20 protein-coding genes are annotated in these 18,956 nt (G+C 36.2%); 3 read left to right on the top strand and 17 right to left on the bottom strand.

Annotation, left to right across the window (positions count from 1 at the left end):
- Positions 1-232: 232 nt before the first annotated feature.
- From acpP to recG, 6 genes are all read right to left on the bottom strand, one after another.
- The gene (gene acpP / locus MKY04_RS06765) at positions 233-469 is read right to left on the bottom strand and encodes an acyl carrier protein (protein WP_126295842.1); all 237 of its coding nucleotides are present in this window, start codon (positions 467-469) and stop codon (positions 233-235) included.
- A gap of 126 nt (positions 470-595) precedes the next feature.
- On the bottom strand, positions 596-1,342 hold the full coding sequence (gene fabG, locus MKY04_RS06760) for a 3-oxoacyl-[acyl-carrier-protein] reductase (RefSeq protein WP_126295841.1): 747 nt from the start codon (positions 1,340-1,342) through the stop codon (positions 596-598).
- 1 nt (position 1,343) lies between these two features.
- A complete protein-coding gene (gene fabD, locus MKY04_RS06755) occupies positions 1,344-2,285 on the bottom strand; it encodes an ACP S-malonyltransferase (protein ID WP_126295840.1) in 942 nt (313 codons plus the stop codon).
- 33 nt (positions 2,286-2,318) lie between these two features.
- Complete coding sequence (gene plsX, locus MKY04_RS06750) at positions 2,319-3,302, bottom strand: phosphate acyltransferase PlsX (protein ID WP_126295850.1); 984 nt, start codon at positions 3,300-3,302, stop codon at positions 2,319-2,321.
- Complete coding sequence (gene fapR, locus MKY04_RS06745; RefSeq protein WP_126295839.1) at positions 3,286-3,876, bottom strand: transcription factor FapR; 591 nt, start codon at positions 3,874-3,876, stop codon at positions 3,286-3,288. The genes plsX and fapR overlap by 17 nt, the downstream gene beginning before the upstream one ends.
- Before the next feature lie 99 nt (positions 3,877-3,975).
- Positions 3,976-6,024 (bottom strand): ATP-dependent DNA helicase RecG, encoded by a 2,049-nt coding sequence (recG, locus tag MKY04_RS06740; RefSeq protein WP_126295838.1) that lies wholly within the window; start codon positions 6,022-6,024, stop codon positions 3,976-3,978.
- 371 nt (positions 6,025-6,395) lie between these two features.
- On the opposite strand from recG, the gene MKY04_RS06735 reads away from it, so the two are divergent.
- Together MKY04_RS06735 and MKY04_RS06730 are read left to right on the top strand one after the other, a co-directional pair.
- Positions 6,396-6,911: a sigma-70 family RNA polymerase sigma factor gene (locus MKY04_RS06735; RefSeq protein WP_126295837.1), complete on the top strand. Its 516-nt coding sequence runs from the start codon at positions 6,396-6,398 to the stop codon at positions 6,909-6,911.
- Positions 6,904-7,731, top strand: a complete 828-nt coding sequence (locus tag MKY04_RS06730) for a hypothetical protein (protein ID WP_346235550.1) — start codon at positions 6,904-6,906, stop codon at positions 7,729-7,731. Before MKY04_RS06735 ends, MKY04_RS06730 begins: the two co-directional genes overlap by 8 nt.
- Before the next feature lie 150 nt (positions 7,732-7,881).
- On the opposite strand, the gene tnpA is transcribed toward MKY04_RS06730, so the two are convergent.
- The 5 genes from tnpA to MKY04_RS06705 all read right to left on the bottom strand — a co-directional run bounded on the left by tnpA (position 7,882) and on the right by MKY04_RS06705 (position 12,491).
- Positions 7,882-8,355, bottom strand: coding sequence for an IS200/IS605 family transposase (tnpA, locus tag MKY04_RS06725; protein ID WP_346234657.1), 474 nt, complete (start codon positions 8,353-8,355; stop codon positions 7,882-7,884).
- 177 nt (positions 8,356-8,532) lie between these two features.
- A complete protein-coding gene (gene sdaAA / locus MKY04_RS06720) occupies positions 8,533-9,444 on the bottom strand; it encodes an L-serine ammonia-lyase, iron-sulfur-dependent, subunit alpha (protein WP_126295835.1) in 912 nt (303 codons plus the stop codon).
- A 12-nt stretch (positions 9,445-9,456) separates the two neighbouring features.
- The gene (gene sdaAB / locus MKY04_RS06715) at positions 9,457-10,119 is read right to left on the bottom strand and encodes an L-serine ammonia-lyase, iron-sulfur-dependent subunit beta (protein WP_126295834.1); all 663 of its coding nucleotides are present in this window, start codon (positions 10,117-10,119) and stop codon (positions 9,457-9,459) included.
- A 338-nt stretch (positions 10,120-10,457) separates the two neighbouring features.
- Positions 10,458-12,110 carry a DAK2 domain-containing protein gene (locus MKY04_RS06710; protein WP_126295803.1) on the bottom strand — a complete coding sequence of 551 codons (1,653 nt, stop codon included), beginning with the start codon at positions 12,108-12,110 and terminating at the stop codon, positions 10,458-10,460.
- 18 nt (positions 12,111-12,128) lie between these two features.
- On the bottom strand, positions 12,129-12,491 hold the full coding sequence (locus MKY04_RS06705; protein WP_126295802.1) for an Asp23/Gls24 family envelope stress response protein: 363 nt from the start codon (positions 12,489-12,491) through the stop codon (positions 12,129-12,131).
- 477 nt (positions 12,492-12,968) lie between these two features.
- Here MKY04_RS06705 and rpmB point away from each other — a divergent pair, with 477 nt between their 5' ends.
- On the top strand, positions 12,969-13,157 hold the full coding sequence (rpmB, locus tag MKY04_RS06700) for a 50S ribosomal protein L28 (RefSeq protein WP_126295801.1): 189 nt from the start codon (positions 12,969-12,971) through the stop codon (positions 13,155-13,157).
- Positions 13,158-13,275: 118 nt separating this feature from the next.
- Here rpmB and MKY04_RS06695 read toward each other — a convergent pair whose 3' ends face one another.
- The 6 genes from MKY04_RS06695 to MKY04_RS06670 form a co-directional block, all read right to left on the bottom strand.
- Positions 13,276-13,689: a hypothetical protein gene (locus tag MKY04_RS06695; RefSeq protein ID WP_126295800.1), complete on the bottom strand. Its 414-nt coding sequence runs from the start codon at positions 13,687-13,689 to the stop codon at positions 13,276-13,278.
- Between the two features lie 312 nt (positions 13,690-14,001).
- Complete coding sequence (locus MKY04_RS06690) at positions 14,002-14,655, bottom strand: thiamine diphosphokinase (RefSeq protein WP_126295799.1); 654 nt, start codon at positions 14,653-14,655, stop codon at positions 14,002-14,004.
- Complete coding sequence (gene rpe, locus MKY04_RS06685; protein ID WP_126295798.1) at positions 14,652-15,320, bottom strand: ribulose-phosphate 3-epimerase; 669 nt, start codon at positions 15,318-15,320, stop codon at positions 14,652-14,654. Before rpe ends, MKY04_RS06690 begins: the two co-directional genes overlap by 4 nt.
- Before the next feature lie 2 nt (positions 15,321-15,322).
- Entirely contained in the window at positions 15,323-16,204 is an 882-nt protein-coding gene (gene rsgA / locus MKY04_RS06680; RefSeq protein ID WP_126295797.1) for a ribosome small subunit-dependent GTPase A, read from the bottom strand.
- 12 nt (positions 16,205-16,216) lie between these two features.
- On the bottom strand, positions 16,217-18,199 hold the full coding sequence (gene pknB, locus MKY04_RS06675; protein ID WP_346235549.1) for a Stk1 family PASTA domain-containing Ser/Thr kinase: 1,983 nt from the start codon (positions 18,197-18,199) through the stop codon (positions 16,217-16,219).
- Positions 18,200-18,201: 2 nt separating this feature from the next.
- Positions 18,202-18,951 carry a Stp1/IreP family PP2C-type Ser/Thr phosphatase gene (locus MKY04_RS06670; protein WP_346235548.1) on the bottom strand — a complete coding sequence of 250 codons (750 nt, stop codon included), beginning with the start codon at positions 18,949-18,951 and terminating at the stop codon, positions 18,202-18,204.
- Between the last annotated feature and the right edge of the window lie 5 nt (positions 18,952-18,956).

Raw genomic sequence — 18,956 nt, 5'->3', positions numbered from 1 at the left:
GAGAACGCTCGTCCAGCTCCGACAACAACTGGCCGACAAAAGCGCCACGTCGTATGTCTTGTCGGCACTAGCATATCCGTATGCGTCAGAAGATCCGGCAAAAGGGCGCTTTTGCCCTTGCAGGAGGATTTGAAGTTGTCGAGGATAGCGTTCACAGCTACAACTATTTAAACAATGAAAAGAGGCACTATTTTGCACTTTAATAAATGCGAAATTTGTGCCTCTAACTATTTTAGCTTACTTTGCCTTCAATGTAACTGATAGCATCGCCAACAGTTGCGATTTTTTCTGCATCTTCGTCTGAAATTTCCATATCAAACTCATCTTCAAGTTCCATAACTAATTCAACAACGTCTAATGAGTCTGCACCTAAATCTTCACGGAAAGAAGCTTCTAATTTCACTTCGCTTTCGTCAACGCCTAAACGGTCAACGACAACTTTTGTAACACGTTCTAATACTGTAGCCAAGTCGGTCACCTCCCCTCAAATAGTATACATAAAAAAGGCAGTAGTTCAAAGTGTGTGACAACAAAATTATGCATTACATAATAATTTTTGTTAAAATCCAACATCACAAAAGGATATTAGAATTTTTTACATGTGCATACCGCCATCAATGTGTAATGTTTGGCCAGTCATATAATTTGAATCCTCAGAAGCTAAGAATACAACTGCTTTTGCAATATGTTCTGGCTCTCCAAGACTGCCAAGTGGAATTTGAGATAACATTGAGCTCTTAACTTCTTCTGGAAGTGCATCTGTCATTTCAGTTGTAATAAACCCAGGAGCAATTGCATTTACTAAAATATTACGGGAAGCAAGCTCTCTTGCAGTTGTTTTCGTTAATCCAATAACACCGGCCTTTGCAGCAACATAATTTGCCTGACCCGCATTACCCATAACACCAACAATTGAAGTAATGTTGATGATGCGACCGGAGCGCTGTTTCATCATTTGGCGTGTCACTGCTTTTGTACAAAGGAATACACCTTTTAAATTGGTATTAATGACATCATCCCATTCCTCTTCCTTCATACGCATAATGAGATTATCACGTGTAATTCCTGCATTGTTAACCAAAATATCGATTGAGCCAAATTGTTCGATAGCAGCATTCATTAAGCTTTGTACAGACTCATTATCTGCTACATTGGCTTGTACAGCAATAGCTTTTGCTCCTAAGCTGTTTATTTCTTCAACAACTTGTTGTGCTTTTTGCTCACTTCCACTGAAATTTACAACAACGTTTGCTCCCTCTGAAGCAAGTTGTAATGCAATAGCTCGGCCAATCCCTCTTGAAGCACCTGTTACAACTGCAGTTTTTCCATCTAATTTACCCAATTTATTCACCCCTTAAAGATTCGACTACTTCGTTAAATGAAGCTTCATCATACACACAAAATGTTTTAACGGAACGATCTACTTTCTTCACTAAGCCAGAAAGAACTTTTCCTGGACCACACTCTATGAATGTCGTCACACCTAGCTCTAACATTTTACGGACATCATCTTCCCATAAAACAGGACTGTAAACTTGTTCAACCATTTCCTTTTTAATTTCAACGGCATCCTGTAAAAGTTCTGCTTTCACATTGCTAATAATAGGTGTTGTCGGAGTTTGAATATCGATATTTTCAATTTCTTGTTCTAACTTCACAGCCGCTTCTTTCATTAGCGATGAGTGGAAAGGCCCACTAACAACTAATGGAATCGCTCTTTTTGCACCAGCCTCTTTTGCTGCTGTTGATGCCTTTTCAACACCAAGCTTTGTTCCTGAAATAACTATTTGACCAGGACAATTTAAGTTTGCAAGCTGCACTGTCTCTCCTTGTGCAGATACTTGTTCACAAACCTCTCTTAAACTATCAGCTTCCATACCTAGAATTGCAGCCATTGCGCCTTGACCAGCAGGAACGGCTTCATTCATAAACAATCCACGTTTATGAACAGTTTTTACAGCATCTTCAAATGAAAGTGCCCCAGAAGTTACGAATGCACTGTATTCACCTAATGAATGACCAGCTGTATAATCAGGTTGAATTCCTGCTTTAATTAATTTTTGTGCAATCATGACGCCAGTAGTTAATAATGCAGGCTGGGCATTATAAGTTAACGTTAATTCTTCGGCAGGACCCTCTAACATTAACTTTGATAATTCAAATTGTAATACTTCATCAGCTTTATCATAAAAGGCTTTGCTTTCTTCACTATTTTGAATAAATTCTGAGCCCATTCCAACTTGTTGTGAACCTTGTCCAGGAAAAATAAAAGCTATTTTTGTCATTTTGTATCCCCTTTTCTAATCCATTATTACTCCTTAGTTTGGAGAAATTGTCGTTTTAATCACATCAACTACATCATGCTCTACCATAATAGATGCCTGACGTATCGCACTATAAATAGCTCTAGCATTAGATGATCCATGTGCTTTAACGACCGGCGCCTGCAGACCGAATAGTGCAGCCCCGCCATGCTCTGAATAATCCAGTTTACCTTTAAGATTCTTCAACTCATTTTTCATTAATAGAGCGCTAATTTTTGTTTTACTAGAAGCCATAAAAGCATCCTTTAGCATAGACATTATTGCTCCGGCAGTTCCTTCAATCGATTTCAAAACCATATTTCCAGTAAAGCCATCTGTTACAACTACATCCGCCACATTGTTTAATAAATCTCTAGCTTCTACATTGCCAATAAAGTTTAAATCTGTTTCTTTTAACTGGCCGAATACTGCCTTTGTTAACTCGTTTCCTTTTTTCTCTTCTGTCCCGATATTTAATAGACCAACACGGGGTTTCTCAATTCCACGTACTTTTTGAGCATAAATATTCCCCATAATTGCGTATTGCACTATATTTTCTGGCTTTGCATCGGAATTCGCACCTAAATCAAGCATTAAAAATCCTTTACCATCGATTGTCGGTAAAGTTGTTGCTAATGCAGGGCGAGAAACCCCTTCAATACGACCTATTTTAAATAATCCACCAGCCATTAATGCACCTGTATTGCCGGCTGATAAACAAGCATCTGCACGACCTTCTTCTACAGCTTCCAACATTTTTGCCATAGAGGAGTCTTTTTTACGGCGAACTGCACGAGCAGGATCATCTTCCCCTTCTACTACTTCCTCACAATGTATTACCGTCAAGCGGTCATGTTCTTTTAGGAAAGGTTGTAATTGTTGCTGATGTCCATAAAGCTGTACTTCAATATTTGGAAAGTCTTCTAGTGCGAGTAATACACCTTCAACGATTGCTTTTGGCGCATGATCTCCACCCATACCGTCAATTGCTAATTTCATTATTGTCACCTGAGCCTTTCGTGCGATACATTTCAAATTCGCCTTTAAATACAGTTTCATTATTAACTGTTGATATTACTTCTATATATGTACGATTTTTTTCATTATGTTGTCCGCGTACAATCGCTTTCGTAATGACACGGTCACCTGCTTTTACAGGATTAATAAAGATGACATTTGCTTTTACAGTTAACGCTAGTTCATCGTTTATAACTGCTACGGCTAAAGAGTTCGCCTGTGCAAATAAATGATGTCCCCTTGCAATGCCATTTCGCTGAAAAACATGTTCTTCCTTAACATCGAAAATTGAGATTGCCTGCTTATCTAATTCTATATCAATAATTTCTCCAATCACTTCGTCCAAGGGCAGAGATTTTACTTCATTTTCATAATTTCTTTCAGCAACATCCTTTATACGTTCACGCAATTCAGGAATAGCTAGTTCCATTCGATCCAGGCGAATGGTTTGAACACTGACTCCAAACTGAGAAGCTAACTGTTCATCAGTGACGAATGGGTTGTTTTCTATTGTTTCAGTAAGTAGCCTTTGTCGTTCTTTTTTTGTTCGCTTCATATCACTCGTCACCCACTTAAATAATTTTAGCACTTGGTACTAATACCAGTATACATATCCTCAAAAAAGAACGCAACAAAAATTGTTGCGTTCTACATGTTAATCAATCCGTTCACCGTTGAGAACACCTGTCTCCTCTAACATTTCCCTTAAATGTCGATAATCATCGCCTGTCCAAAATGCTTCGTCATAAATTAGTTTTGCAGCATCTTGTCTTGCAACCTCTAACGTACGATAATCATGTACTAAATCAGCAAGTTTGAAATCTGGCAAACCACTTTGTTTTTTTCCAAAGATATCTCCAGAACCCCGTAGCTCTAAATCCTTTTCTGCTAGCTTAAATCCGTCGTTTGTTTGTGTCATTGACAACATGCGTTCTTTTCCTTCATCACTTTTAGGATCAGCTAGTAATACACAATACGATTGATGTTCTCCTCGACCAACTCGGCCGCGCAATTGATGGAGCTGTGCCAGTCCAAATCGATCCGCATCATAAATTACCATAAATGAAGCGTTTGGCACATTTACACCAACCTCGACTACCGTTGTAGATACTAATACATCAATTTTCCCTTCAGTAAATTCACGCATTACTGCATCTTTTTCATCAGGATGTAGTCTTCCGTGCATTAATCCAATTTTATATCGACCATGAAAAATCGTTGCAAGCTGCTCGTATACATCAACCGCATTTTGCACATCTAATTTATCCGATTCCTCTATTAACGGACAAATTACATATGCTTGTCTACCTTGACGCAGTTCCTGTTCCATTTTTGATAAGACCGAATTTAATTGTTCATTTTTTAACCAATGAGTTTCAATTTGTTTTCTACCTGCTGGTAATTCATCAATAATGGAAACATCCATTTCACCAAAGGCAGTAATAGCAAGAGTTCGGGGAATTGGAGTAGCCGTCATAAAGAGAACATCAGGATTCATGCCTTTATCTCTTAAAATTCTACGCTGCTCAACTCCAAATCGGTGCTGCTCATCTGTAATGACAAATCCTAGATTAGAAAAAACGACATCAGGTTGAATTAGAGCATGAGTCCCTATCAAAATATCGATTTCTCCATTATGTAATTGCTCTAAGATAATTCTTCTTTCTTTTGTTTTTGTTGAACCTGAAAGTAAAGCAACGCGTACACCAATCGGTTCAAACCAATTTTTTAAAGATTCAGCATGCTGTTCAGCTAAAATTTCGGTCGGAGCCATTAATGCCCCTTGAAAGCCCGCTGTAACAGCTGCATAAAGTCCAATCGCCGCAACAATTGTTTTTCCTGAACCAACATCTCCCTGCAACAGCCGATTCATTCGATGAGGTTCTTTTAAGTCCTTGCAAATTTCATTCACAACACGCTGCTGCGCCTTTGTTAACGTAAACGGTATCATTTTAATGAATTCACGAAGCTTTTGCAAATCATATTGAATCGCTAGACCTCGTTCATTTTCTTTCCTTGCTTTTCTTAATGCTTGTATTCGCAATTGAAAATATAACAGCTCTTCATAAACAAACCGTCTTCTCGCTTGTTTGGCATGCTCACTATCCTTTGGAAAATGCACACCTTCCAGCGCATCTATTATAGATAGCAATTTATATTGCTCGATTAAATGCGGCGGAAGGGTTTCTTTCATTTCTTTACCGACTACATCTAAAGCCTGTCGCATATATTTGCGAAATTTATTTTGATGGATGGAGCCCTTCAAGCTATAAACCGGTTCAAAATCGACACTATCAGTTTTAGGTCCGAATTTAATTGACGTACCGTTAATTACTTGTCTTCCTCGATCCCATTTTCCTGATACTGTAACAATCGCACCTGGAGTCAGCTTTGTCCGCAAATAATTTTGATTAAAGAAAACCACTTTTATTAAATGTCTTCCTGCTAATACAGTTACTTGAATTCTCGATTTATTTTTTCCTAAATAAAGAACAGAAGGTACACTTTCTACTCTTGCTTCAATTGTAACCTTCTCATTATGCGGAGTGGCAGCCAAATCTTTTAGCCGATAATCTTCATGCCGATAAGGAAACGTCCATATTAAATCGTTTATTGTAAAAATGCCCATATCACCAAGATGTTCAGCAGTTTCTTTTCCGATTCCTTTTAATGATGTGACCGGCTCTAATATTACGCTACTCACCCTTCAATACAACTCCTAAAAAATTAATTGTGAATGTTTTTAGTGTAGGAGTGAGCAAAGTTTTAATGCATTGATGCATATTAGCTTCCCCCTTCTTCTAATTACTTTCTTATTCTTTTGTAAACCAACCTGAACATTTTAATAATATTATATACTTTTTCTATTTTGGGTTGATAGTGATTTAATCTATCCTATAACTTTAGTTGTTTAATATAAAACTAAATACATGTTATGGATAGCAGCGTGTAATATGTAAAATAAAGTTATTTAAAAATAAAAAAGGAATTTTTTAATATAACCATTTAAATTTTTACATTTTTAGACTTTCTTATTTTTGGAATCGTCTAAGTTGGGAAGGGAGGGCTTCTATCGTGCAACTAGATGATGAAAGGTTTCAATCAATTATTAATGAACATAATGATTATTTACTTCAGCTAACCTATCTTTACGTAAAAGATTGGAACACTGCAGAAGATATTGTTCAAGAAGTTTTTATTAATTATTGGATGAAGGAAGAACAATTTCAAGCTCAATCAAGCCTGCGAACTTACTTAACCAGAATTGCGATTAATCGTTGTAAAGACTATTTAAAAAGCTGGCGGTACAGAACGCAAACATTAACAAATGTTTTTACTGGAATGATTCGCCCGAAAAATCAACTGATTTTGCAAGACGAACAATTGATATTAGCAGATGCTGTCTTAGCATTACCAATTAAATTTCGTGAGGTTATTATTCTTTATTATTTTAAAGAGTTAACTATCCGTGAAATTGCAGTAATTATAAATACTTCAGAAAGTACGATTAAATATCGGCTGAGATCTGCTAAAGAGCGTTTGAAGGCAAAGTTATCCACTCAACAATGGGAGGTGTTAACAAGTGAATGAGATTAAGAGACAATTACAATTAAAAGTTGGCGATACAACCCAACAACAGCAAAATGTTATTCAAAAGATCAGTGCACAGTATCCAATTCGTACAAAAAAGAATAATGCCTTTTTTCCTGCGTTCATTAGTTTTGCACTTTTAGTAGGGGCTTGTCTATTTGTATTTTCATATATTGGCGAGAAGCAATCACGTACTCCCCCTAATGAGATTGTTGCAACAACAGTTGAACAGGAAAAAGACAATGAAAACAATACGACTTTACTTTTAACAGAAGAGCAGAAGAAAGAATATTATAAGCAATATAAGGAAATTATGGACAAAGTCAATGAGAAGAAACTCGGCCTCGGATTAGAAGTTGCCCCGATGGAAAGCTTCGAAGAATCCGATTGGGTGGAACCAAAGGACTACGAAAAAATGGTAAATAGTATTGTAGAGGATTTTTTAGCAACAGAACGTGAAAAAAAAGCTGCACTATCACGATATCTTGAAGAAACTGTAACGAATCTAGATGGCGAAACGACAAAACCAATCTATGTGTACTTCTCTGGTTTAATGATAAAGATTAAAATGACAGCTAATTTTGTAACACAATATAACACAGAGTATGATCGACAATTGTTTATAGCAGTTAATGATATATCAACACAATTAGCAGACAAAAAAGGAACGTGGGAGCAAACTTCCTCAAAAGCTTCTTTAATTGATGGTGGTAAAACTTATAGTATACGTATTGAGGGGATTTTCTATTTTAATGGCATAACTTATGAAAAAGCATTTACAATTGAATTTAGTTGTGATGAATTCGGTAATATATATTAGTTTTCTTCAAATAAGTAAGTCAAAACCACCAGTATAACTGGTGGTTTGCTCTTCGCGTGAAACGCTGGGTTACTGGCTCCTGTCTAAAGACATTCTGAAAGGTCCGCCAACCGCACTTCGCTTCCTCACTTTGCCGCTAAAGCGGCTTTTTTATTTCTTTCTTCGATTGATTTCTTCTCCTGTGAAAGGGTCAATGAATTCTTTCATTGTCATTTGATCTTCCAGGATATCTTCTTGTAATTGATTTTTGATATATTCTTGTATTGTTTTTTTATTTCTTCCTACTGTATCCACATAAAATCCTCTGCACCAAAATTTTCTGTTTCCATATCGATATTTCAGATTGGCGTGTCGATCGAAAATCATTAAACTACTCTTCCCTTTTAAATAACCTACAAATCCTGAAACACTTAACTTCGGTGGAATACTTACTAACATATGAATATGATCGGGACATGCACTTGCTTCTATGATTTCCACGCCTTTTCTTTCACACAATTGTCGCAGGATTCTTCCTATATCTGCCTTTATTTGACCATAAATCACTTGTCTTCTATATTTCGGTGCAAACACAATGTGATACTTACAATTCCACGTTGTATGTGCTAAACTTTTCTTATCCATTTTGGAGCTCCTTTCGTACGAAGTCGGTTGACCAGACCTGACTTTATTGTACGACTGGAGTTTTTTTTATGTCCATAGCTATAAGCTTTCCGGAACCCCCTGCATAGCAGGGGGTTTTCATTTATACAAATCAAAAAAACACGCCATTCTTTTATGAATAGCGTGTTTTAAATTTACTTATTGTTGAAGCGACTTAATACTCTCTAATTTTCCATTGTCTAAGATTGCCTTGCTAATGGCTTTCCCAGTAGGTGTTGCAGCAAGCCCTCCGCGAGCTGTTTCTTTTAAACTAGGGTGCATTGATTGGCCAATTCTAAACATTGCACCAATTACTTCATCACATGGTATACGGCTTGTAATACCTGCTAATGCCATATCAGCAGCAACCATTGCATTGGCTGCACCCATTGCATTGCGTTTTACACATGGGACTTCTACAAGGCCTGCAACTGGATCACAAACTAAACCAAGCATATTTTTTAACGTAATCGCAAAGGCTTCTGAACTTTGAGCAGGTGTACCACCAGCCATTTCTACAATTGCTGCAGCAGCCATTCCGGCAGCAGAACCTACCTCCGCCTGGCAGCCTCCAGCAGCTCCAGATATCGATGCATTATTTGCAACAACAAAGCCAAAAGCACCCGATGTAAATAAAAATCGTATCATTTGCTCGCGGCTTGGATTTAATTTATTTTTTACAGCAAATAAAGTTCCCGGTACTACCCCAGCTGAACCAGCAGTAGGCGTTGCACAAATTGTTCCCATAGCAGCATTTACTTCATTTGTTGCAACCGCTTTACTTACAGCATCCAATAATAAATCTCCAGATAGACTATTACCTTTAGCGATATAATTTTGTAATAAAACTGCATCTCCGCCAGTTAAACCTGTGACAGACTGAACCCCTTTTAAGCCTCGCTCTACTGCTTCCTCCATCACAGTTAAATTCCTATCCATTTGTTTGAAAATTTGTTCACGTGTACGACCACTCATTTGAATTTCTTGTTCAATCATGATTTCAGAAATGAGCTTATTTTCTTTTTCAGCAAGTTCAATTAATTCTCTTACATTATGGAATAATACGTCCAATTAGCTCACTCCTTAATTATTAATTTTCGATACTTTTGTTATATTTGGAATATAAGAGATTTGTTGAATAATTCGATCGTCTATATTTTGATCGACTTCAATTACCATTAAGGCAGTTAAACCTCGCTCAATTCTGGATACTTCCATATGACCAATATTAACATTATGCATTGCTAAACAATTTGCCACATTTGCAATGCAGCCAGCTCGATCATCATGAACAACTAAAAGCGCTGGCATACCACCAGTTAATCTTAGTTTAAAGCCATTGACTTCACTAATTTCAATTTTACCACCACCAATGGAAATCCCTTCCACTGACATTTCACCGTCATCATCACCCATGACAATACGAGCAGTATTAGGGTGTTCTTTATTTGCCGTTTCTGGTATAAATTCAAATTCTAGTCCTTCCATTTTGGCATGTTCAAATGCACTTTTAATTCTTTCGTCAAATGTATCAAAATCCAGCAATCCACCGACGATAGCCACATCCGTCCCATGACCTCGATAAGTTTCTGCAAATGAACCGTACAGATGGATTTTTGCCCATTTCGGCTTTCTGCCAAACAAATCTCTAGCAGCCCTGCCTATTCGCGCCGCACCAGCTGTATGAGAAGATGATGGCCCGATCATAATAGGTCCAATGATGTCAAAAACTGAAGTAAATTTCATCCGACTTCCCTCCTTAAAAATATAGATCTAACCATTTAACATCAAAATATGAGCAACGAGCTATATATGAAATTATTATATTGTAAGCCTAGTTTATCACGAACGTTCTTCACCCTTCAAAATAAATAATATTCAAATAAATCAACTAGAAATTTCCCTATTTCGCTTAATAAAAAGACATTCCAGCTCTTTTTATACTAAATTATAAATCCATAATAATTTCCTTCGTCATAGCAGAACGCAACCTCGAAAGGCTAATAACTTATAGACATCTCCAAAAGATTACATAATAAAAAAGTGTACGAAAGTCAAAGTCTAACTTTACGTACACTTAATCACTATTCTACTGATAAAATAAATGGATATAATGTTTGTTTTCCTTCAACTACTTCCACTTCTGCATCAGGGTAATTTTCCTCGATAAAGCTTGCAAGTTCGTTCGCTTCATCTTCTGAGGCATCTTCTCCGTAAATAATCGTTATGATCTCCGAATCTTCATCGACTAATTCAGTAACGACTTTTTTTGACGCTTCCTGCATGTTAGGAGTCGATAAAACGATTTTCCCTTCAGCCAGCGCCATATAGTCATCTTTACGAATTTCAACCCCATCAATCGAAGTATCACGAACTGCATATGTTACCTGACCTGTTTTCACATGGGCAAAAGCATTTGTCATGCCCGTTTTATTGCTCTCAACAGACGCTTCTGGATTGAATGCTAAAATAGCAGCCATACCTTGTGGAATTGTTTTCGTTGGCACAACTGCAGCTTCAATATCTAAAAGTTCAACTGCTTGTTCAGCTGCCATTATAATATTTTTATTGTTTGGCAAGATTAACACTCGTTCTGCACCAATTTCTTTTACAGCTTTCACGATATCCTCTGTAGAAGGGTTCATTGTTTGACCACCCTCAATAACATAAGAAGCGCCAATGCTGCGTAATAAATCGGCGATACCTTCGCCCATGGCAATTGTTACAACTGCATATGGATGTTTCTCTTGTTTCTTAGGAGCATTTTGTGCTGCATTTGCTGGTTCGTTCACAATTGCAGAATGCTGTTCACGCATATTATCTACTTTTATTTTAATTAAACTGCCGTATTTTTGACCTGCAGATAGTACAGCACCTGGAGTTTCAGAATGGATATGTACCTTTGCAATTTCATCATCAGAAACAACAAGTAAAGAATCACCCATAACACTTAATTCTTCACGGAATTTTGCTTCATCAAATGGTTCTTTCTCTTTTTCAAAACGAACCATTATTTCTGTACAATATCCAAAAACAATATCTTCTGTACTCATAAAGTCTTGTGCTCGATGATGTTCAGCATTAATTAAATCATTTAATGATGCATCATTTTTCTTTGGTAGCGCTTCCCCTTTTAGCGATGCAAGGAAACCTTCATAAACAAAAAGCAACCCTTGGCCACCGCTATCCACAACCCCAACTTCTTTTAACACTGGGAGCAAATCTGGGGTTCTATTTAATGAATTTCTTCCCTCTTCGACTAATGCTTCCATCACTTTTATAATATCTGTTTCTGTTTCTGCTACTTCTACAGCTTTCGCAGCTGCCTCACGAGCAACTGTTAAAATTGTTCCTTCTACTGGTTTCATTACTGCTTTATATGCAGTATCTACACCTGCTTGGAATGCGTTTGCAAAACCTTTTGCATCAATCTCATCGGCTTTTTCAATTGATTTACCGAAGCCGCGGAAAAGCTGAGATAAAATAACTCCTGAATTACCGCGAGCACCCATTAATAAACCTTTTGCTAAGCTTTGTGCTGTTTTCCCAATATGCTGCTGGGCATTTACTTCAGTTTCCTGTGCACCCGATGTCATTGACAAGTTCATATTAGTCCCTGTATCTCCATCCGGAACCGGAAAAACATTTAATGAATCAACATAACTTGCATTTTGGGACAACGCATGTGCACCCATTTGTACCATTTCGGCAAATTTGATTCCGTCTAATGACTTCATCCGTATAAAATCCTCCTCTTACACATTCATAACACGAACGCCTTGAACAAATATGTTTACTGATTTAACGCTCATACCTAGTGTTTTATTTACTGTATATTTTACTTTTGATTGTACCTGATAAGCTACTTCAGAAATTTTTGTGCCATAGCTAACAATAATATACATGTCAATATGAAGGTCTTTTCCTTCTTGACGGATAATAACGCCTTTAGCGAAATTTTCTTTGCGTAAAATATCTGTTAAACCATCACGAATTTGATGTTTTGATGCCATACCAACAATACCATAGCATTCGATTGCTGCTCCACCAGCAATTTGTGCAATTACATCATTCGAAATATCAATTTGGCCGAAATCATTACTAATTTCTATTGACATATTTATGCCCCCTTGGCTCTTTTTGACTACTCTATATTGTACTACACAAAAATTTATTATAAAAGAGAACGTTGACATTCGTCCACTTATTATAAAATTAGTAATAGTTAAAATGAAATATATTTTTATGATTTTATTATTTTTTATACCTTCAGTGACACGTCATTCAAAGAAAATAGAATAACATTTTTAATTTTATTTGTCACTTGCACGTTGTATGTCTATAGGAAAACTGGCAAACAAGTAACAATATCTCCTCTGAGGTTAGTAAATACGTCGCTGCTAATGAAAAATAATAATTAATAGTATTATTCTTTCCATTTTAAATATATTTTTTTCTAAGTGTAAAGGTTTTTTTCTTGAAAGGTTGTATGAAATAGGTTGCATAGAAACACGAGCTATGTTAAATTATTAAAGTATGTGAAATAACGAACTGAAAAAACATCTTTCAGATTCATCTGCAAGGAGGGAATATACATGCCTAAACAATGTGTAGTAACTGGTCGTAAAGCTCGTTCAGGCAACAATCGTTCACACGCTATGAACGCTAGCAAACGTACTTGGGGTGCTAACTTACAAAAAGTTCGTATCTTAGTGAACGGTAAACCAAAACGTGTATGGGTATCTGCTCGTGCCCTAAAATCAGGTAAAGTTGAACGCGTTTAATCGTGTTAACACTTTAAAAAATCGATTTTTACTTTAGGTAAAAATCGGTTTTTTTATTTTTGTAACTATTGATGCCATTCAAATGTATATAACTTCTTTTCGCTATTTATATAAATTGCTATAAGATAATCATTTCCGTTATTTTTTGATTTATAAAAATAATAATCACCCATTTGCGCTTTAACTTGAATCTGTTCAAGTTTTTTGTTAATTTTTCATCTCTATATAATAAAATCGTTGTTTGTATAAAATTCTTAATCTGACTATTAACTTTACTTACGCTTTCTTCTGTAATAAGTTTCATACCACTGTTAATTAAGTTAAGTTCAGTACCATAACTAAAAACATTGATCCATTCACCATCACCATTAAAGCTCGCTTCTGATCCCCAAAGCTCTTCACTATCTTTTGGTATCGGGATATGGATACCCCATTCTTCTGCATATAATTTTATTAACACTGTTTGTCTATTCCCATTTAAAAATAACGGTATTACTATTATTAGCAGAACCAATATTCCCCATCTTTTCATTACTTCACCTCTTCATGTCTAGTGACGCTTAAAACATTTCTTAGTTGCAATAAAGTCGAAAAGCATCATTCTATATAAAAAAGAGCTGTCCCTTTATATTTTAAGGGACAGCTCCTTCTTTGTAAGCTATTCGAGACCAATGTTGCATCCAATTTAATTTATAGGCTTTTTCGATGAACGAATAAAAATTAAAATTATTCCCTACTCTTCTTCTTCTTACCGCCTGTAAAAAAATTGATGCAACTGCGTGTAAGACTACTAACAAATTTCGGTAATTGAAATGTATAAACTCTCAAACACTGGACCTCCTTTTTAGTCACTGCTTCTTATCACTAAACATATGCCTGATGAAAAGGAGATATACCCAAGCTCTGAAATCAATTCATTACTAGTAAATCGTGAGGTACCTAATTCAATTGTTTCGTTTGTTGTTTCGTATTTTACACCGCGTAAATTAACATTCTCTACAGTAGTTTCATAAGCAAAGAATGATATATATCGTAACTTTTCATCTCGTAATATAGTATGTTTGCCAGGGAATAGTATGCAAATTTCATTATGAGAGTTTACAATTTTAATTTTTATTTTCGGATATTGTAATTGAAATCGATACATTGAGCGAATTGCAGCCTCAAAATGATCTAGTCTGCCCCCGGTTACACCTGTTAAATATATTTCGGATGGCTCATAGGAAAGTGCCTTTTGCAATGCCAAGTCGGTATCTGTGTCATCCTTCTCAGCTTTCACTTTTTCTATTTTGGGTACTACATTGACAACTCTTTCCCACTCATATTCCGAAAGTGAATCAAAATCGCCAACGATTTCAGATGGTATAATTCCCTCATCTAGCAAGTAGATCGACCCTCTATCAGCACCGATATATAAAACATTTTGTTTGGACTTAAATTTATCAAATGAGCAAAGCTCTTGTTTCGGTCCACCTGAACATATAACTACAATAGTCATTTTTGTAATGCAGCCTCACCAGCAGCTTTAATTTCTTGCAAGCTTTGTGCTCGATTTTCTTTATTGTATATGGCAGAACCTGCAACGAAAATCGTTGCCCCTGCGTTTGCACATGGAACAATCGTTTCAGCAGTGATGCCACCATCAACTTCAATTTCAACAGATAATTGTCGTTCGTTAATTACTTTAGAGAGTGCTTCAATTTTCGGTACAACAGAGGAAATAAATTTCTGACCACCAAAGCCTGGGTTTACTGTCATAAATAATACAAGATCTACGTCCTCAAGTATATGTTGAATAGACTCAATTGGTGTGTGCGGATTTAATACAACACCTGGCTTAACACCAAATGAACGAATTAACTGGATTGTACGGTGCAAGTGTCTGCATGCTTCGACATGGACAGTGATATAATCTGCTCCTGCTTTAGCAAATTGTTCGATATAGGCATCTGGATTTTCAATCATTAAATGAACATCAAGCGGTAATTGTGTAATTGGTCGCAGTGCCTCTACAACGATTGGACCCATTGTAATATTCGGAACGAAATGACCATCCATTACATCAATATGGATCAGTTCTGCTCCTGCTTCTTCTACTTCTTTTACTTCTTGTCCTAATTTTGCAAAGTTTGCTGCTAGAATAGATGGTGCAATTTTAATCATCATTAGTACCTCGGCTTTCGATCAAGTATTTCTTGTAAAAACTGCTGATAGTGTTCATAACGATAAGGCTGGACCTCTCCTGTCTCAAGTGCATCCTTAACTGCACATTTTGGCTCTTTAATATGTAAGCAGCCTCTAAACTTACATCCTTCACTAAGTCGTTCGAATTCTGGAAAGCAAGAAGTTAATTCTTCTTTCTCGATTGTATCGAAATCAAAAGAGCTAAAACCTGGTGTGTCTGCCAAAAGACCGCTACAAACTTCTATTAGCTCTACATGACGTGTTGTATGTTTTCCTCGACCAAGACTTTGTGATATATCGCTTGTTTGCAGCTGCAACTCTGGCAGCAATGTATTTAGTAAAGTAGATTTACCAACCCCTGATTGACCAGCTAATACAGATGTTTTTCCCTCTAAAATAGGTTGTAATCGTTCAAGCAATGTTTCGTCATTTTTATATGTTTCAATTATTTCATATCCAATTGCTTTATATTGATCAATATAGACTTGCAACTTTACTCTTTCCTCATCTGTTAAAAGGTCCATTTTTGTTAAACAAATTATTGGATCAACTTGAAATGATTCTAGTACGACTAGAAAACGATCAAGTAATATTGTATTAAATTCTGGTTCTTTCACAGAAAAAACTAATAATGCTTGGTCAATATTAGCAATTGGCGGTCGTACAAGCTCATTTTTTCTCGGATGAAGCTTCATAATGACTCCATCCGAATCACCTTCTTTTGTATAATCAACAATATCGCCTACAAGCGGGGATTCCCCTCTATTTCGAAAAACACCACGCCCTCGACATTGTATTAGCTCACCATCTTGATAAACATAGTAATAACCACTTAACGCTTTTCGGATTTGGCCTTGCGCCATTCATTATCCTCCTTAATTTACTTTTTCATAAGGTATTGTTTCTTCTGCTATAACAGTTGAATCTCTTTCAATTCGATAAGCGGCAGTAGCCCCTTCTTCAATCTCAAGCTGAATTTTGTAATTGTAATTTTCGGTAATTGTAAATTCTTCATAAGGCTCTACCATTGTATTTTTTTTATCTTGAATGAAAATTCTAACTTGCTGCTCATTACCTAATTGTATTGGTTCATATGGAATAACAACTTCTTTAATATACATTTTCACAAGTTTTTCGGCTGGACCTTTTGAAATGACTACATCAATTGTTCCGCCTTCTTCTAGACTTTCATTAGCCTTTGGATCCTGGGAAATGACATTTCCTGCTGGAACTGTGTCCGAATATTCTTCGCTTTTCTTGTTAATTTTAAAGCCTGAGCTTTTTTCATATTCCCGTAACGCAGCATCATTATAATCTGTTAAGTCAGAAACTTTTATATAATTTTTCCCTTTACTTACTTTTAGTGTAACCGACGTTTCTTCTGGTACAATTTCTTCTCCTGCAGCTGGTTGCTGTTCAATGATTGTTCCTTCTGGTTCATTAGAAGAATACACATCTTCAACATCAATGTCTTTAAATTGTCCATTTTCTAAAATAGTAATAACTTGATTTGCTTGCTGGCCAACATAATTTTTCATTTCAATCTTTTCAGTGCCTAGACTAACAATTAAAGTTATTTCAGTACCTTCCACTCGTGTTAAACCTGCCTTAGGATTTGTACCGATAACCAATCCTTCTTCAACTTCTTCTGAATGCTCTTCCCGCTGATCTTCGTCTACAGTAAATCCAGCACCTTCTAATGTTTCAATCGCATCTTCGACTTCCATATTAGTTACTTCCGGTATTTCTACTTTCTTAGGACTTAATAAATTGACCAGTAAAATTAATGTTAAAATAATTATGGCAATTACAGCACCAACAATAGCCCAAATCTTGCGTTGATTTTTTTTCTTCTTTTTTGGTGCCTGAATCTGTGAGTTATTTTTTTCTAAATCAGGACGTTTTGATTCTGACGGTTTTTGCGACAAAACTTTTGTATTCACAATATCATTTATAGGCAATGATTCTTTAATTATGGGAATTGCCTTTGTTTCATCATCATCAACTGGAGGCTTAAATTTTTTTTCATTCACTCGATTTGATGATAGAACTGTTTGCAAATCATCTTCCATTTCTTCTACTGAAGAATAACGATGAATTGGGTTTTTCGCTGTTGCTTTTAGTACAACATTTTCAAGACTTTGAGGAATTGATGCATCAAATTCTCTCACTGACGGCGTTTCAGTTTGTAAATGTTTTAGCGCAATCGATACTGCGGACTCACCTGAAAATGGAAGTTCTCCAGTAAGCAGCTCATACAATACAATTCCAAGTGCATAAATATCAGACTTTTTTGTTGCATTGCCACCGCGAGCCTGTTCAGGTGATAAATAATGGACAGTACCTATAACAGAATTTGTTTTCGTATAGCTTGTTGCACTTAATGAAGTAGCAATTCCAAAATCAGTAATTTTCACATTCCCGTCTTCATCTACAAGTATATTTTGCGGTTTAATGTCTCGGTGAATAATTTGATTTTCGTGTGCATGTGCAATAGCTGATGTCAGTTGCTTCATAATTTGGACACTTCGAGCAGGTGACAAAGGCGAAAACTCATTTATGTATTGCTTCAACGTTTTGCCTTTTATATATTCCATTACAATGTAGTGCATGTCCCCATCTTCACCAACATCATAAATACTAACGATATTTGGATGTGCAAGGCTTGTTGCTGATAAAGCTTCTCTTTGAAAGCGACGGTGAAACTCTTCTTCATTTGAAATATCATAACGTAATATTTTAATGGCTACGTCTCGATTAAGAATCATATCATGTGCCAAATAAACATTTGACATTCCACCGCCACCAATAAGTTCTATAATTTTATAACGATCGTTTATTCTTTTTCCTATAAGCATTGCTACACCTCCTCATCGTTCATAGATAATAGAATGACAGAAATGTTATCTTCTCCACCTGAATCATTTGCTAATTTAACTAACTTTTTACCCTTTTCCTCTATTGACATTGGGAGAGTTAAAATGGCAGCCATTTCATCTGTGGAAATTTTATTGCTCAGCCCATCAGAACATATTAAAACGTATGACGCCTGTTCCAACTGAAGCTCATAAAAATCAGGATCAACTGTTGATTCTGTACCGAGTGATTTTATAATAAAGTTTTTCTGAGGGTGATTTGCAGCTTCCTCTTCACTAATTTCTCCATATTCAACTAAAATATTGACGTAAGAATGGTCTCTTGTAACTAGAGTGACATGTTCGGGAGTAAAATAATATACTCTACTATCCCCAATATGCCCTATTAAACATTGATTCCCTTCGATTAGAACTGCAATTAGTGTTGTGCCCATTCCTTGGCATCCTTCATGTGTTAATGAATGATTATATATTTTTTCATTTACTTTTTTAATAACTTCAAACATCCATTGCTTTTTTGCTTCAGGTGAATTTAGCTGTGAAGCATCCGTATTAAAAAAATACGTTTTCAATTCTTCTATTGCCATTTCACTAGCAACATCTCCAGCATTATGACCACCCATGCCATCAGCTAAAATAGCAAGTTTAAAGTGATCGGGATGCTCTAAAAAAGCAACCCGATCTTCATTAACTATTCTCTTACGCCCTATATCACTTTCGACTGTGTACTTCAAAGTAC

The sequence above is a fragment of the Lysinibacillus telephonicus genome, assembly GCF_039654155.1.
GTDB classification, from domain to species: Bacteria; Bacillota; Bacilli; order Bacillales_A; family Planococcaceae; genus Ureibacillus; species Ureibacillus telephonicus.
Note: the sequence above shows the minus strand (reverse complement) of the source record. Positions and strands in the feature narration are given on the sequence as shown.

Bases quoted from the DNA above. Each gene is read 5' to 3' on its own strand.
- fabD (WP_126295840.1), bottom strand. From the start codon at position 2,285: ATGACAAAAATAGCTTTTATTTTTCCTGGACAAGGTTCACAACAAGTT.
- plsX (WP_126295850.1), bottom strand. From the start codon at position 3,302: ATGAAATTAGCAATTGACGGTATGGGTGGAGATCATGCGCCAAAAGCA.
- fapR (WP_126295839.1), bottom strand. From the start codon at position 3,876: ATGAAGCGAACAAAAAAAGAACGACAAAGGCTACTTACTGAAACAATA.
- tnpA (WP_346234657.1), bottom strand. From the start codon at position 8,355: ATGGATAAGAAAAGTTTAGCACATACAACGTGGAATTGTAAGTATCAC.
- sdaAB (WP_126295834.1), bottom strand. From the start codon at position 10,119: ATGAAATTTACTTCAGTTTTTGACATCATTGGACCTATTATGATCGGG.
- MKY04_RS06710 (WP_126295803.1), bottom strand. From the start codon at position 12,110: ATGAAGTCATTAGACGGAATCAAATTTGCCGAAATGGTACAAATGGGT.
- MKY04_RS06705 (WP_126295802.1), bottom strand. From the start codon at position 12,491: ATGTCAATAGAAATTAGTAATGATTTCGGCCAAATTGATATTTCGAAT.
- rpmB (WP_126295801.1), top strand. From the start codon at position 12,969: ATGCCTAAACAATGTGTAGTAACTGGTCGTAAAGCTCGTTCAGGCAAC.
- MKY04_RS06695 (WP_126295800.1), bottom strand. From the start codon at position 13,689: ATGAAAAGATGGGGAATATTGGTTCTGCTAATAATAGTAATACCGTTA.
- MKY04_RS06690 (WP_126295799.1), bottom strand. From the start codon at position 14,655: ATGACTATTGTAGTTATATGTTCAGGTGGACCGAAACAAGAGCTTTGC.
- rpe (WP_126295798.1), bottom strand. From the start codon at position 15,320: ATGATTAAAATTGCACCATCTATTCTAGCAGCAAACTTTGCAAAATTA.
- rsgA (WP_126295797.1), bottom strand. From the start codon at position 16,204: ATGGCGCAAGGCCAAATCCGAAAAGCGTTAAGTGGTTATTACTATGTT.
- pknB (WP_346235549.1), bottom strand. From the start codon at position 18,199: ATGCTTATAGGAAAAAGAATAAACGATCGTTATAAAATTATAGAACTT.